13 protein-coding genes are annotated in these 14,729 nt (G+C 69.6%); 9 read left to right on the top strand and 4 right to left on the bottom strand.

What is annotated here, in order from left to right; translation table 11 throughout:
- Positions 1-17: 17 nt before the first annotated feature.
- From BMY35_RS21890 to BMY35_RS21875, 4 genes are all read right to left on the bottom strand, one after another.
- Complete coding sequence (locus BMY35_RS21890) at positions 18-512, bottom strand: Lrp/AsnC family transcriptional regulator (RefSeq protein WP_093203650.1); 495 nt, start codon at positions 510-512, stop codon at positions 18-20.
- Between the two features lie 78 nt (positions 513-590).
- Complete coding sequence (locus BMY35_RS21885; RefSeq protein ID WP_093203648.1) at positions 591-1,994, bottom strand: aspartate aminotransferase family protein; 1,404 nt, start codon at positions 1,992-1,994, stop codon at positions 591-593.
- A 169-nt stretch (positions 1,995-2,163) separates the two neighbouring features.
- Positions 2,164-3,096: a 2-hydroxyacid dehydrogenase gene (locus BMY35_RS21880; RefSeq protein WP_093203645.1), complete on the bottom strand. Its 933-nt coding sequence runs from the start codon at positions 3,094-3,096 to the stop codon at positions 2,164-2,166.
- A gap of 109 nt (positions 3,097-3,205) precedes the next feature.
- A complete protein-coding gene (locus BMY35_RS21875) occupies positions 3,206-4,084 on the bottom strand; it encodes a GNAT family N-acetyltransferase (RefSeq protein ID WP_093203642.1) in 879 nt (292 codons plus the stop codon).
- A gap of 221 nt (positions 4,085-4,305) precedes the next feature.
- On the opposite strand from BMY35_RS21875, the gene BMY35_RS21870 reads away from it, so the two are divergent.
- The 9 genes from BMY35_RS21870 to BMY35_RS21830 all read left to right on the top strand — a co-directional run.
- Positions 4,306-5,787: an aldehyde dehydrogenase family protein gene (locus BMY35_RS21870; protein ID WP_093204257.1), complete on the top strand. Its 1,482-nt coding sequence runs from the start codon at positions 4,306-4,308 to the stop codon at positions 5,785-5,787.
- A 219-nt stretch (positions 5,788-6,006) separates the two neighbouring features.
- Complete coding sequence (locus BMY35_RS21865; RefSeq protein ID WP_093203640.1) at positions 6,007-6,672, top strand: haloacid dehalogenase type II; 666 nt, start codon at positions 6,007-6,009, stop codon at positions 6,670-6,672.
- Between the two features lie 31 nt (positions 6,673-6,703).
- Positions 6,704-7,996 carry an NAD(P)/FAD-dependent oxidoreductase gene (locus BMY35_RS21860; protein WP_093203637.1) on the top strand — a complete coding sequence of 431 codons (1,293 nt, stop codon included), beginning with the start codon at positions 6,704-6,706 and terminating at the stop codon, positions 7,994-7,996.
- A gap of 70 nt (positions 7,997-8,066) precedes the next feature.
- A complete protein-coding gene (locus BMY35_RS21855; RefSeq protein ID WP_093203635.1) occupies positions 8,067-9,695 on the top strand; it encodes an ABC transporter substrate-binding protein in 1,629 nt (542 codons plus the stop codon).
- Between the two features lie 158 nt (positions 9,696-9,853).
- Complete coding sequence (locus BMY35_RS21850; protein ID WP_093203632.1) at positions 9,854-10,810, top strand: ABC transporter permease; 957 nt, start codon at positions 9,854-9,856, stop codon at positions 10,808-10,810.
- 15 nt (positions 10,811-10,825) lie between these two features.
- Positions 10,826-11,731 (top strand): ABC transporter permease, encoded by a 906-nt coding sequence (locus BMY35_RS21845; RefSeq protein WP_093203630.1) that lies wholly within the window; start codon positions 10,826-10,828, stop codon positions 11,729-11,731.
- Positions 11,731-13,368 (top strand): ABC transporter ATP-binding protein, encoded by a 1,638-nt coding sequence (locus BMY35_RS21840; RefSeq protein ID WP_093203627.1) that lies wholly within the window; start codon positions 11,731-11,733, stop codon positions 13,366-13,368. Before BMY35_RS21845 ends, BMY35_RS21840 begins: the two co-directional genes overlap by 1 nt.
- A gap of 11 nt (positions 13,369-13,379) precedes the next feature.
- Positions 13,380-14,468: a tartrate dehydrogenase gene (locus BMY35_RS21835; protein ID WP_093204254.1), complete on the top strand. Its 1,089-nt coding sequence runs from the start codon at positions 13,380-13,382 to the stop codon at positions 14,466-14,468.
- A 17-nt stretch (positions 14,469-14,485) separates the two neighbouring features.
- A partial coding sequence (locus BMY35_RS21830) for an aldehyde dehydrogenase family protein (protein ID WP_143080712.1) occupies positions 14,486-14,729 on the top strand: 244 nt, incomplete at its 3' end.

Genomic DNA, 14,729 nt, shown 5'->3' with positions numbered 1-14,729 from the left:
GAGTCGGGGAGCGCCGCTCAGCGCTCGTGGGGAAAGAGCCGCTCGATCGGACAGTGCGTCTTGATGAACGGCGACTTGATGACGATGTAGCTGAAGTACTTCGAGATGCCGATGTTGCGTTCGAGCAGCCCCTCGATCACTTCCTGGTAGTGGTTCACGCCGCGCGTGAGAAAGCGCAGCAGGTAGTCGTAGCCGCCGCTCACGAGGTGGCATTCGAGCACCTCGTCGACCTCGCGGATCGCAGCCTCGAAGCGCACGAAGTCTTCGCGGTGGTGGTCCGACAGCGTGACCTCGGTGAACACGGTGAGCGTGTCGCCGAGCTTCTCGAGCCGCAGGTGCGCGCCGTAGCCCGCGATGTAGCCGGCCTGCTCCAGGCGCTTCACGCGGATCAGGCAGGGGCTGGGCGAAAGCCCCACCGCATCCGCCAGGTCGACGTTGGTCATGCGCCCGTTCTTCTGCAACTGGGCCAGGATGCGCAGGTCGAGTCGGTCGATCTTGAAAGCTTCTGACATGGCGGTGCCTGATAACGAAACGAGAGATCCCGATTCTGCTTCGGCGGCCGGCTCTTGCGGGTGTCGTTCGACGCGGTTTCAGGCGGCCAGCGCGGCGCGAACGTCGGGCGCCTCGAGCACCTCGTCCAGCGTCTTCCTCAGCCGCGCGAACAGCTGCGCGAACTCGTCCTCGGTGAAGGTGAGCGCGGGCGCGAAGCCGAGGATGTGGTCGCCGAAGGAGCGGAACACCAGTCCGTTGCGGTAGCCGGCCGCGAAGATGCGGTCGGACAGCCCGAGCGACGCGTCGAAGCGTCGCTTGCTGGCCTTGTCGCTCACCAGCTCCAGCGCGCCCAGCAGGCCGCGGTGGCGCGAGTCGCCCACCAGCGGATGGTCGAGCAATCCATCGAGCCCGGCCGCGAAATGCGCCGCGCCGCGCTGGCCGTTGGCGAGGATGCCGCCCTCCTCGTAGAGCCGCAGCACCTCGAGCGCGACGGCTGCGCCGACCGGGTGCGCCGAATAGGTCGCGCCGTGGCCGATGGCGGCCCCCTCGGGCGCGCCGTCAGCGATGCCGGCGTAGACCTTCTCGGACATCATGGTCGCGCCCATCGGCACGTAGCCCGCCGTCAGGCCCTTGGCCATGGTCATCAGGTCGGGCTCCACGCCTTCGGCCTCGCAGGCGAACATGGGGCCGGTGCGGCCGAAGCCGGTGATGACCTCATCGACCACGAAGAGGATGTCGAGCTCGCGTGCCGCGTCGCGCATGGCCGTGAGCCAGCCCTTGGGCGGCACCACGACGCCGCCCGAACCCTGGATCGGCTCGCAGAAGAAGGCCGCCACGTTGTCGGCGCCCAGCTCGGCCACCTTGGCGCGCAGCGCCGCGACCGAGGAGGCGATCAGCGCCTGCGGATCGCCGCCGTGCTCATGGCGATAGGCATACGGCGAGGCGATGTAGTGCTGCGTGGGCAGCGGCAGGTCGAAGCCGCGATGGAAGGCCGGCAGCGCGGTCAGCCCCGCGCCGGTGGACGAGGAGCCGTGGTAGCCGCGCTCCAGCGAGATGAACTGCTTCTTCGACGGACGGCCGGTGGCGTTGTAGTACTGCACGACGAAGCGCACGGCCGCGTCGACCGCCTCGGAGCCGCCCAGCGTGAGGTACACGCGCGTCAGCGACGCCGGAGTGATCTGCACCAGCTTCTCGGCGAGGCGGATCGCCGGCTCGCTGCTGAAGTGGAAGTAGCCGGTGGCGTACGGCAGCCGGCGCATCTGCTCGGTGGCCGCCTGCACCACGCTTTCCTGCCCGTAGCCCACGTTCACGCACCACAGGCCGGCGAATGCATCGAGCAGCCGGTGGCCGTTGCCGTCGGTGAGCCATGCGCCCTTGCCCGAGGCCAGCACGGTGGGACCGCGCTGCTCGTGCACGCGCCAGGGCGAGACGGGGTGGATGAGGTGCGCGCGGTCGATGGCGTCGAGAGCGGCTTGCTGGGGCAATGCGGTGGGGTGCGTCATGGGGTGTGAAGGTGCGAGAGCGGAAGGAGCTTTCGATGCCTTCAGCTTAGGCGGCGCACCGCACGAGGTGGTGCTGCTTTGGGGGTGTCGCACGAAGCAGGCTGCGGTTGTGCGTGCGGCGCGCAGCAGATCGTGCGGTGGCTCTTGCTTCGCTCCTTCGCTCCTTCGCTCAGTAGCCGCGCGCGCGGTCGACCAGCCCGAGCATCGGCTTGCCCGCCTCGAAGCACTCGAGGTTGTCGAGCACCACTTCGGCCGCGCTCAGCGGCTGCGTCATGCTCGCGATGTGCGGCGTGAGCTGGATGCGCGGATGGCGCCAGAAGGCATGCTCCGGCGGCAGCGGCTCGGGATCGGTCACGTCGAGCACGGCGTCGCCGATGCGGCCGCTTTCGAGCGCGGCCAGCAGGTCGGCGTCGACCAGTTGCGGTCCGCGCCCGACGTGCACGAGGCCTGCGCCTTCGGGCAGTTGCGAGAACAGGCGCGCGTCGAGAAAGCCGCGCGTCGAATCGGTCAGCGGCAGCAGGCAGACGAGGATGCCCGTGCGCGCGAGAAAGGCCGGCAGCTCGTCGGCGCCGGCATGGCATTGAACGCCTGCCACTTCATGCCGCGAGCGGCTCCATCCCGCGCAGTCGAAGCCCAGCGCGACGAGTTGTTCCAGCACCGCCTGCCCGAGGGAACCCAGTCCGAGCACGCCCACGCGCCGCTCGCGGGCCGTTCGCACGGGCAGCGGCTTCCACAGGCCTTCCCGCTGCTGGCGCCGGTATTGCGGCATGTCGCGGTGCAGGCCCAGCACCGCATGCGTCACGTACTCGACCATGCCGCGCACGATGCCGGGCTCGACCATGCGCACCACGGGCAGAGCGGGCGGCAGCGACGCGAAGTCGAACTGGTCGACGCCCGCGCCGGAAGAGAACAGCACCTGCAGATTGGGAAAGCGCGTCGCCAGGTCGTCCGGCGGCTCCCACGCCGCGAGGAAGCGCACCTGCGCGGGATCGCCGATGTCGGGCCAGATACGGAAGTCGATGTCGGGGGCGCGGCGGCGGAACACCTCGGCCCACAGGCGGCCTCTTGCCGGGTCGGATTTGTAGAGGAAAGTGGTTTTCATGATTTGGCTGGACTCGGCTCGGAACACATTCGGGGTGCGCGCGAATGACACCGGGTACTCCCCTCCGCGAATGCCCCAGTCGGCGTGATCGCGCCCCGAACAGAAACGGTCACCCAACAGCCTGAGTGACGATGGCAAAGAGCGAAGGCCCGCCCGCCGGAGAGGCAAGCGATGCACCACGCACCATCGTCGTGGGCGCATCCACGCGCAGCAGCCCGATGCTTTCCAGGCACTCCGCAAGTCCGCTGTCGAAATCGATGTCGATGCGCGTGAAGTGCCCTGCGTTCACGCTGGCAAGGTGGGCAATCAGCGCCTTCGCCCCATCCAGGTCCGGGGCCACTACAGGACCGATCGAGTGCCCACGCCCGAAGCGCCGCAGCATCGCGAAGCCGCGCGGTTCGTTGTCGTGGTCCAGCACCACGCAGGCATCGGCGCTGGCCAGCAGGTCGGAGATGAGCGCGTCGCGCGGCATGCCGCGTGCGGCGGCGTCGAGAGCCTGCAGTGCCGCTGCCTCATGCACGCCGGCGGGCCGGAGGCGCCAGCCCGGCTGCAGTGCGACCAGCGGCGCGGGCTGCGCGATGCCCTGGTGCTGGCGCAGCTCGCCGGTGCGCACGAAGCCCAGCCGCTCGTAGAGCCCGCGCCCCTCGGCGGTGGCGTGCAGCAGCACCGTGCGGTCTTCCAGGCCTTCGAGCACCGCGCTCATCAGTCGATGGCCGATGCGGCGGCCCTGGCAGGCCGGCGTCACGATCACGAGGCCGACGGTGGCGTGGTGCTCGCCCCAGAGCCAGCGCAGCGCGCAGCCGACGATCTCGCCGTCGCGCTCGGCCACGATGCCCTCGGCATGCGCGAACACCTGCTCCCAGTCCGCGCGCCGGTGCGGCCAGCGCAGCAGGTCCGTCAGCGCGTGGGTGAACGGCAGATCGGCGGACGTCATCGGTCTGAGCACCACGCCGTCGCCGGCGGGTGCATTCGGGGTCTGGTCGGGCATCGGAGAGTCTCTTGGCGAAGAAAAGTCCCTTCCATCTTGGACGACATCGGCGCGCGAGGCCAGACAGAAATGGGCCCTTGCCGCAACTTGCAAGCTTCGGCTGCCGCGCGCCCGGGTTTTGCAATTCGCTGCGGTGAGGCGCCCGCGTACGCATACAAATGCTGTGCCAACCTGCCTAGGATCGATCGCCGCTCTTGCGGTGCCTCATCGATCCCAAGCCCATGCAAGTCTTCGACCCGCGACAGATCCACGTGCCTTCGGGCCATTTCATCGGCGGGCGCCTCGTGCCCGATGCCGGCCGCATCGTCGTGCACCGCCCCTCCGACGCCCAGGCGCATGCCGAGCTTCCGCTGGCCGACGCCGACACGGTGGACGCCGCAGTGCGCGACGCATGGAGCGCCTGGCGCACGAGCGACTGGGCACGCCGCGCACCGCGCGAACGCGCGCGCGTGCTGCGCCGCTGGGCCGAGCTCGTCGAGGCCGACGCCGCACGGCTCGGCCCGCTGGAAGCCGTGTGCTCCACGCGGCCGGTGCGCGACGCGATCGCGTGGGACATTCCATTCACCGCCGAGGGCCTGCGCTTCTTCGCCGAGTACGCCGACAAGCTCGGCGGCGAGGTCGCCGCCACGCGCCACGACAACCTCGGCATGGTGGTGGCCGAGCCCTACGGCGTCGTCGGCGCGATCACGCCGTGGAATTTTCCGCTGGTGATGGTGTCGTGGAAGGTCGGTGCCGCGCTCGCGGCCGGCAACGCGGTGGTGCTCAAACCCTCGGAGCTCACGCCGTGGTCGGCGCTGCGGCTGGCCGAGCTGGCCGTCGAGGCCGGCGTGCCGCCCGGTCTCTTCAACGTGGTGCAGGGCGACGGCCGCACCACGGGCGATGCGCTCTCGCGCCACCCGCTCATATCGAAGATGACCTTCACCGGCTCCACCCGCACCGGCGCCGCCATCATGGCCGCCTGCGCCATGACCGGCCCCAAGCCGGTGACGCTGGAGCTCGGCGGCAAGAGCCCGCAGCTGGTGTTCGACGACGCTCCCGACGTCGACCGCCTGGCCGGCATGATCGCCGGCGCCATCACCGGAAACGCCGGGCAGGTGTGCGTGGCCGGCTCGCGGCTGATCGTGCAGCGCGGCATCGCGGGCGAGCTGGTGGAGCGCATCGCGACGCGCTTCGCGGCCATGCGCCCCGGTGCGACCTGGGACGACTCCGCCACGCTGCCGCCCATCATCTCGACGCAGCAGGCAGGCCGCATCCTGGAGATCGTCGATCGCGCGCGCGACGCCGGCGCCACCGTGCGCTGCGGCGGCGGCCTGTACGACGGCGGCCCGGGTGGCGCCTTCTTCCAGCCTACGCTGGTCGAGGGCGTGGACTCTTCCAACCCGGCGGTTCGCGAGGAGATCTTCGGCCCGGTGCTCACGGTGCAGACCTTCGCCGACGAGGAGGAAGGCCTGGCGCTCGCCGCGCACGAGCACTACGGCCTGGCCAGCGGCGTGCACACGGCCGACATCGGCCGCGCGCTGCGGGCGATGCGCGGCATCTCCGCGGGCACGGTCTGGATCAACCGCTACGGGCGCAGCGCCGACTTCGTGATCCCTACCGGGGGTTACCACCAATCGGGTATCGGCAAGGACCTGGGACGCCAGGCGGTCGAGGCCAACCTGCGCTTCAAAAGCGTGCTGATCGACTTTGCCGCGGCGCACTGAGGTGCGCGCCGCACCCATGGAGGGCAGACCGCATGGCATGCCGTCGCCGGCCCTCCAAACCGCAGCTTCGTCGCGGCAGGCAACGCATTTCCCTACAACTGCCGCGCGACTGCGTGCTGCAATCAATCCGTAATTTGCTTGTCGCAATTGCCATCTGAAGAAGTGGCCGGCGGCCGGTTTGGACAACGAGCGAACCAACGAAACACAGGACCCGAGACCATGACCTTCAAGCCCAAGTACGTGACCTTCGACTGCTACGGAACGCTGACCCGCTTCCGCATGAAGGAGATGACGCGCGAGTTCTTCGCCGACCGCATCCCGGCCGACCGCATGGAGCAGTTCATCGCCGACTTCGCGGCCTACCGCTTCGACGAGGTACTCGGTGCCTGGCAGCCCTACGAAGTGGTGCTGAAGAACGCCGTGCGGCGCCTGTGCCGCAAATGGAAGATCCAGTACTTCGACATCGACGCGCAGCGCATCTACGACGCCGTGCCCACCTGGGGCCCGCACGAGGACGTGCCCGCGGGCCTGGCCAGGGTGGCCAAGGAAATTCCGCTGGTGATTTTGTCGAACGCGTCGGACGACCAGATCCAGAAGAACGTCGCGATGCTGGGCGCGCCCTTCCATCGCGTCTACACCGCGCAGCAGGCACAGGCCTACAAGCCGCGCCTGACGGCCTTCGAGTACATGCTCGACTCGCTGGGCTGCAACCCGGAAGACGTGCTGCACGTATCGTCCAGCCTGCGCTACGACCTGATGTCGGCGGACGACCTGGGCATCGTCAACAAGGTGTTCGTCAACCGCGGCCACGGCCCCGGCAACCCGGCCTACCGCTACACGGAAATCAAGGACATCGGCGGCCTGCCGGGCGTCGTGGGACTCTGATCTTTCATCTTTCCGGAAACAGCCTCAAGCCATGAAGCTCGACTCCTACTGGACCGATTCGGCCCCGGCCTTCGTGCCCGAAGCGTGCGAGCTTCCGGCGCAGGTCGACGTCGCGATCGTCGGCGGCGGCTTCACCGGCCTGTCGGCGGCGCTGGCGCTGGCCCGGCGCGGTGCCACCGTCGCGGTGCTGGAAGCCGGCTCGCGCGTGGCTGCCGAGGCCTCGGGACGCAACGGCGGGCACGTCAACAACGGGCTGGCCGTCGACTATGCCGATGTGGCGGCCAAGGTCGGCGTGGAGCGCGCGCGCGGCTGGTATCACGCGTACGACGCGGCAGTCGACACGGTGGACCGGCTGGTGCGCGAGGAAGGCATCGACTGCGACTTCATGCGCCACGGCAAGCTCAAGCTCGCCACGCGGGCGAACCAGATGGCCGCGCTCGAGAACAGCGCGCGGCGCCTGGTCGACGACGGCGTGGACTGCGACGTGGAGATCCTCGACGCGGCACGCGTGCGCGCGGAGGTGCAGAGCGATCGCTTCCACGGCGGCCTGCTCTACAAGCGCAGCGGCCAGATGCACATGGGCCGCTTCGCGCACGGGCTGGCAACGGCGGCGCAGCGCAACGGCGCGCAGGTCCATACCGGCACCGAAGTGAACCGCATCGAGCGCGTGGGGCAGGGCCATGCACACCGGCTGCACACCGCGCGCGGCACGGTCGCGGCGCAGCAGGTGCTACTGGCCACCGGCGCGACACGCCACGGCGGCTACGGCAGCTTCGGCTGGCTGCGCAGGCGCATCGTGCCCATCGGCAGCTTCATCGTCGTGACCGAGCCGCTGGGCGAGCAGCGGGCGCTGGCGCTGCTCGCGGGCCGGCGCACCTACACGACCATCGCGAACATCCACCACTACTTCAGGCTCACGGCCGACCACCGGCTGGTGTTCGGCGGGCGCGCGCGCTTCGCCATATCGAGCCCGCAGTCGGACGCAGCCAGCGGCGAGATCCTGCGCGCGGGGCTGGCCGAAACGTTCCCGCAGCTCGGCAAGGTGCGGCTCGACTATTGCTGGGGCGGACTCGTCGACATGACGCAGGACCGCCTGCCCCACGCGGGCGAACGCGACGGCCTCTACTACGCCATGGGCTACAGCGGCCACGGCACGCAGATGTCGGTGCACATGGGCCAGCGCATGGCCGCCGTGATGGGCGGCGACGCGGGCGCCAACCCCTGGCAGGGCCGCGACTGGCCCGCCATTCCCGGCCACTTCGGCCCGCCGTGGTTCCTGCCGGCGGTGGGCTTCTATTACCGGCTCAAGGACAGGCTGGCCTGAGGGCGGGCTGTCCGGCGTTCGTTCTTCCGACTGATTTCTTTCACCCCACGGTCCCCCAGGAGCACTCACCATGAGCGACAGCAGCAGCGACTACAAGAGCTTCCAGAACCTCGTCGGCCCCGACGAAAGCCTTCGCGTGATGGCATCGCTGCGACGCGGTGCCACCCGGCGCGACATTTTGTCGATGCTGGTGGCCGGCGGCATGCAGGCCACGCTGGCCGGCAGCCTCGCGGGCGTGGCCGTCTCGGCCCACGCGCAGGCGCCGCGGCGCGGCGGGCGCATCCGGGTTGCCGGTGCCACCGCCGCCGCCACCGACACGCTCGACCCCGCCAAGCAGTCGAACCAGACCGACTACTCCCGCGGCAACATGATCTACAACAGCCTGACCTCGCTGGACGGCAGCCTCACGCCGCAGCCCGCGCTGGCCGAGTCGTTCACCACGAAAGACGCGAAGACCTGGGTGTTCACGCTGCGCAAGGGCGTGGTGTTCCACGACGGCAAGGCGCTGTCGCCGGCCGACGTGGTGTTCTCGGTGATGCGCCACAAGGACCCGGCCACCGCCTCCAAGGCCAAGGTGCTCGCCGACCAGATCGAGAGCGTGAAGGCCACCGGCCCCAACGAGGTGACGATGGTGCTGAGCGCGCCGAACGCCGACCTGCCGGTGATCCTGGGCACCTACCACTTCCACATCGTCAAGGAAGGCACCACCGACTTCAACGCCGGCATCGGCACCGGCCCCTACAAGCTCAAGGAGTTCAAGCCCGGCATCCGCTCGCTGGTGGTGCGCAACGAGGCCTACTGGAAGCCCGGCAAGCCGTACCTCGACGAGATCGAGTTCGTCGGCATCGGCGACGAGAGCGCGCGCGTCAACGCGCTGCTGTCGGGGGGCATGGACCTGGTGGGCTCGGTCAATCCGCGCTCGGTGGAGCGCGTGAAGGGCACGCCCGGCTTCGGCATCTTCGTCACGCAGTCGGGCCAGTATTCCGACCTCGTGATGCGCAAGGACGTGGGCCCCGGCGCCAATCCCGACTTCGTGCTCGGCATGAAGCACCTGTTCGACCGCGAGCAGATGAAGAAGACCATCGCGCTCGACTACGCGGTGGTCGCCAACGACCAGCCGATCGACCCGACCAACCGCTTCCACTTCGCCGGCCTGCCGCAGCGCCCCTTCGATCCGGAGAAGGCGAAGTTCCACCTGCAGAAGGCCGGCGTCACCGGCAAGGTGCCGGTGGTGGCCTCGCCCGCGGCGCTCTACTCGGTGGAGATCGCGCTGATGCTGCAGCAGACCGCGCAGCGCGTCGGGCTGGAGCTCGACATCAAGCGCATGCCGGCCGACGGCTACTGGTCGAACCACTGGCTCAACAGCCAGGTGGGCTTCGGCAACGTCAACCCGCGCCCGAGCGCCGACGTGCTGCTCACGCAGTTCTTCCAGTCGGGCGCCGCCTGGAACGAGTCGCGCTGGAAGAGCGAGAAGTTCGACCAGCTGCTGCTGGCCTCGCGCGCCGAGACCGACCTGGCCAAGCGCAAGCAGATGTACGCCGACATGCAGACCATGATCCATCAGGACGCGGGCATCGGCATTCCGCTGTTCCTCGCGAGCATCGACGGCCACAGCTCGAAGCTCAAGGGGCTGTCGCCGATTCCGCTGGGCGGCCTGATGGGCTACAACTTCGCTGAGAACGTGTGGCTGGAATCATGACTCTCCCCCAGGCTTCGCGCACTTCGTGTCGCTTCGCCAACCCCCTTCCGGGGGCAACACCTGCGGCCCGGCAAAGCCGGTTCCGCGGTGTTTCCCGAAGGGGCCTGGCTCCGCCGGCCGCGTCGGTGCACTGCCTTCGGTGAAATGGGATTGCTGAGATGAATCGACTGATCCTCAAGCTCCTTGCACAGCGCATCGCGCTCGCGCTGCTGTCTCTGCTGGCGGTGTCGGTGATCGTGTTCTCGATCACCGCGGTGCTGCCCGGCGACGCGGCCGAGGAACAGCTCGGACAGGACGCCACGCCGCAGGCGCTGGCCGCGCTGCGCGCGCAGATGGGGCTGGATGTGCCCGCGCCCAAGCGCTATGCGCAGTGGCTGCTGGGCATGACGAAGGGCGACCTGGGCCGCTCTGCCACGACGCAGATGCCGGTGTCGGAGCTGGTCGCGAGCCGGCTGCCCAACTCGCTGCTGCTGGCTGCCGTCACTGCCCTGTTCTCGGTGCCGATCGCGCTGGCGCTGGGCATCGCGTCGGCGGTGTGGCGCGGCTCGTGGTTCGACCGCGCGGCCTCGACCTCGGCGGTGGCGGTGGTGTCGGTGCCGGAGTTCCTGGTGGCGACGCTGGCGGTGCTGGTGTTCGCGGTGAAGCTGCGATGGCTGCCGGCGCTTTCGTTCGTGAGCGACATCGATTCGCTCGGCCAGATGCTGCAGGCCTTCGCCATGCCCGTGCTGGTGCTGTGCTGCGTGATCGTCGCGCAGATGATGCGCATGACGCGCGCCGCCGTGATCGACCAGCTGGAAGCCCCCTACATCGAGATGGTGCGGCTCAAGGGCGCTTCGCCGATGCGCACGGTGCTGGCGCACGCGCTGCCCAACGCGGTGGGGCCGATCGCCAACGCCGTGGCGCTGAGCCTGTCGTACCTGCTGGGCGGCGTGATCATCGTGGAGACCATCTTCAACTACCCGGGCATCGCCAAGCTGATGGTCGACGGCGTCTCGCAGCGCGACATGCCACTGGTGCAGACCTGCGCCATGATCTTCTGCGGCGCCTACCTGATCCTGGTGACCGCGGCCGACGTCTGCGGCATCGTCGCCAACCCGCGGCTGCGGCACCGCTGACGAGGGGGAGCCATCATGGAATCGTCCACTTCTTCCCCTGTCCTGAACGCGGCCGCCCCGACGCTGCCGCCGGTACCCGCGCCCCGGCGCAACCCGCTTCGCTGGCTCGCCGGCTTCGGCCCCTCGGGACTGCTCGGGCTCGTGGTGCTGCTCTTCTGGGTGCTCGCGGCGGCGTTCGGCCCCTGGCTGCTTTCGTTCAGCACGGCCGCCACCGGCACCTCGAACGTCTTCGCGCCGATCAGCGCGGCGCACTGGCTCGGCACCGACTACCTGGGCCGCGACATGCTGGCGCTCGTGATCACGGGCGCTCGCTACACGGTCGGCGTGGCGCTGCTGGCGACGCTGCTGGCCAGCGGCACCGGCACCACGCTGGCGCTGCTGGCCGCCGCCAGCGGCCGCTGGACCGACGCCACGCTCAGCCGCTGCCTCGACACGCTGACGGCCATCCCGAGCAAGATGTTCGCGCTCATCATGGTGGCGGGCTTCGGCTCGTCGGTGCCGATGCTGGTGGTCACGGCGGCCATCATCTACGTGCCGGGCGCCTTCCGCATCGCGCGCTCGCTGGCCGTGAACATCAACGCGCTCGACTACGTGACAGTGGCGCGCACGCGCGGCGAGGGCACGCTCTACATCATGCTGCGCGAGATCCTGCCCAACATCCTCGGCCCGATGCTGGCCGACCTGGGGCTGCGCTTCGTCTACATCGTGCTGCTGCTGGCGAGCCTGAGCTTCCTGGGCCTGGGCATCCAGCCGCCGGCCGCCGACTGGGGATCGCTGGTGCGCGAGAACATCGGCGCGCTGGCCATGGGCGGCGCCTCGGTGATCGTGCCGGCGCTCGCCATCGCGAGCCTGACCATCGCGGTCAACCTCGTCATCGACAACCTGCCCGGCCGTGCCGCGCGCGAACGGGGGACACGCTGATGGGCGCACCACTTACCGTCGAAGGCCTGAGCATCTGCGCCGGCGCCACCACGCTGGTCGACAACCTGAGCTTCTCGGTGCAGCCCGGCGAGGTGCTGGCGCTGATCGGTGAATCGGGCTCGGGCAAGACCACCACCGCGCTCGCGCTGATGGGCCATGCGCGCCACGGCTGCAGCATCTCGGCCGGCCGGGTGCGCATCGGCGACACCGACGTGCTGGCGCTCGATGCCCGCGCTCAGCGCGCGCTGCGCGGGCGCACCGTCGCCTACATCGCGCAGAGCGCGGCGGCCTCCTTCAACCCCTCGCGCACGATCATGGACCAGGTGGTGGAGCCGACCGTGATCCACGGCCTGTGCAAGCGCGCCGAGGCCGAGGCGAAGGCGGTGCAGCTCTTCCGAGAGCTCGCGCTGCCCGACCCGGAAGGCATCGGCTCGCGCTATCCGCACCAGGTCTCCGGTGGCCAGCTGCAGCGGCTGATGGCGGCGATGGCGCTGATCGCCGACCCCGACCTGGTGATCCTCGACGAGCCGACCACCGCGCTCGACGTGACCACGCAGATCGAAGTGCTGCGCGCCTTCCGCCGCGTGGTGCGCGAGCGCCGCGCCACCGCGGTGTACGTGAGCCACGACCTAGCGGTGGTGGCGCAGATGGCCGACCACATCCTGGTGCTGCGCAACGGCGGCATGCGCGAGCTGAACTCGACCGGCCAAATCCTCGCCGCGCCGGCCGACGACTACACGAAGAGCCTGCTGGCCGCCGCGCGGCCGGCGCCGCGCGCATCGGCAGCAGCAACGGACGATGGCCGCGAGCTGCTGCTCGAGGTGCGCCAGCTCTCGGCCGGCTACGGCCCGGTGGATGCGCAGGGACGACCTGCCAAGCCGATCCTGCAGGACATCGACCTGAAGCTGCATCGCGGCCAGGCCATCGGCGTGATCGGCGAATCGGGCTCGGGCAAGACCACGCTGGCGCGCGCGGTGGCGGGCCTGCTGAAGCCCAGCAGCGGCAGCGTGCTGTTCCACGGCCGCGAGCTCAAGCCCACGCTACAGCAGCGCGATCGCGAGGAGCTGCGGCGCATCCAGATCGTGTTCCAGATGGCCGACACGGCGCTGAACCCCTCGCAGACCATCGAGCGCATCCTGGCGCGGCCGCTGGAGTTCTACAAGGGCCTGCGCGGCGAGCCGCTGCAGCGGCGCATCCGCGAGCTGCTCGACCTGGTGAAGCTGCCGCAGACCGTGGCAGGGCGCCTGCCGGGCGGACTCTCGGGCGGACAGAAGCAGCGCGTGAACCTCGCGCGCGCACTCGCGGCCGAGCCCGACCTGATCCTGTGCGACGAAGTGACCTCCGCGCTCGACACCGTGGTGGGCGCCGCGGTGCTCGACCTGATGGCGGAGCTGCGGCGCGAGCTGGGCGTGTCGTACCTCTTCATCAGCCACGACCTTCACACGGTGCGCGCCGTGTGCGACGAGATCGTCGTGATGCAGCACGGTCGCAAGCTCGCGCAGGTGGCGCGCGCCGACTACGACCGCGGCCCTCATCACCCTTACTACGAGCTGCTTGCACGCTCGGTGCCCGAATTGCGCCAGGGCTGGCTCGACGAGATGGACCGCGTGGACCACGCCAAGGCGCTCGCATCATGAGAAAGACCGAAATGACACCGACCTTCCGCATCGCCGTGATTCCCGGCGACGGCATCGGCAAGGAAGTGATGCCCGAGGGCCTGCGCGTGGTGCAGGCCGCCGCGGCGCGCTTCGGCTTCGAGCTCGACTGCCGCGTCTTCGACTGGGCCAGCGCCGACTACTACGCGGCGCACGGCCAGATGATGCCGGACGACTGGAAGGAGCAGCTCAAGGGCGTCGACGCGCTGTACTTCGGCGCCGTCGGCTGGCCCGCGACCGTGCCCGACCATGTGTCGCTGTGGGGATCGCTGCTGAAGTTCCGCCGCGAGTTCGACCAGTACATCAACCTGCGCCCGGTGCGCCTGTTCGAGGGCGTGCCCTGCCCGCTGGCCGGCCGCAAGCCCGGCGACATCGACTACCTCGTGGTGCGCGAGAACACCGAGGGCGAATACACCTCGCTCGGCGGCGTGATGTACGCGGGCACCGAGCGCGAGATCGTGATCCAGGAGTCGGTGTTCTCGCGCCACGGCACCGACCGCGTGCTGCGCTTCGCCTACGAGACCGCCCGCGCGCGCGAGCGCAGGCACCTGACGGTGGCGACCAAGAGCAACGGCATCGCGATCAGCATGCCCTGGTGGGACGGGCGCGCCGATGCGATCGGCCTCGACTACCCCGAGGTGACGGTCGACAAGCAGCACATCGACATCCTGTCGGCGCGCTTCGTGCTGCAGCCCACGCGCTTCGACGTGGTGGTGGCGAGCAACCTGTTCGGCGACATCCTCTCCGACCTCGGGCCCGCGACCACCGGAACCATCGGTCTCGCGCCGTCGGCCAACCTCAACCCGGAGCGCAGGTTCCCGTCGCTGTTCGAGCCGGTGCACGGCTCGGCGCCCGACATCTACGGCCAGAACATCGCCAACCCCATCGCGATGATCTGGTCCGGCGCGCTGATGCTGGACTTCCTGACGCAAGGCCAGGGCGCGGGCCGTGCGGCGCACGACGCGATCCTGGGCGCGATAGAAGCGGTGCTGCGCGACGGTCCGCGCACGCGCGACCTCGGCGGCTCGGCGAACACCACCGAGGTGGGCATCGCGATCGCCGAGCGGGTGGCTGCATCCTGAAGAAAGACCTTGAATCCATGACTCTCGAACTCGAACGCAAGGACCTGATGCCAGGCCTGCAACTCATCGGCGCCGAATGGCGCGAAGCCAGCGACGCGCGCCGTCTCGACGCCAGCGATCCCGCGAGCAACGCCGTCTTCGCGAGCGTGCCGGACGGCACGGCCGGCGACGCACGCGCGGCCACCGATGCGGCGCACGCCGCCTTCCCCGCATGGCGCGCCGTGCCCGCCAAGCAGCGCGCCCAGATCCTCAAGCGCTGGA

Source organism: Variovorax sp. YR750, from assembly GCF_900109805.1.
In the GTDB taxonomy this organism is placed as follows: domain Bacteria; phylum Pseudomonadota; class Gammaproteobacteria; order Burkholderiales; family Burkholderiaceae_C; genus Variovorax; species Variovorax gossypii.
This window is presented reverse-complemented; position numbering and strand designations above follow the sequence as displayed.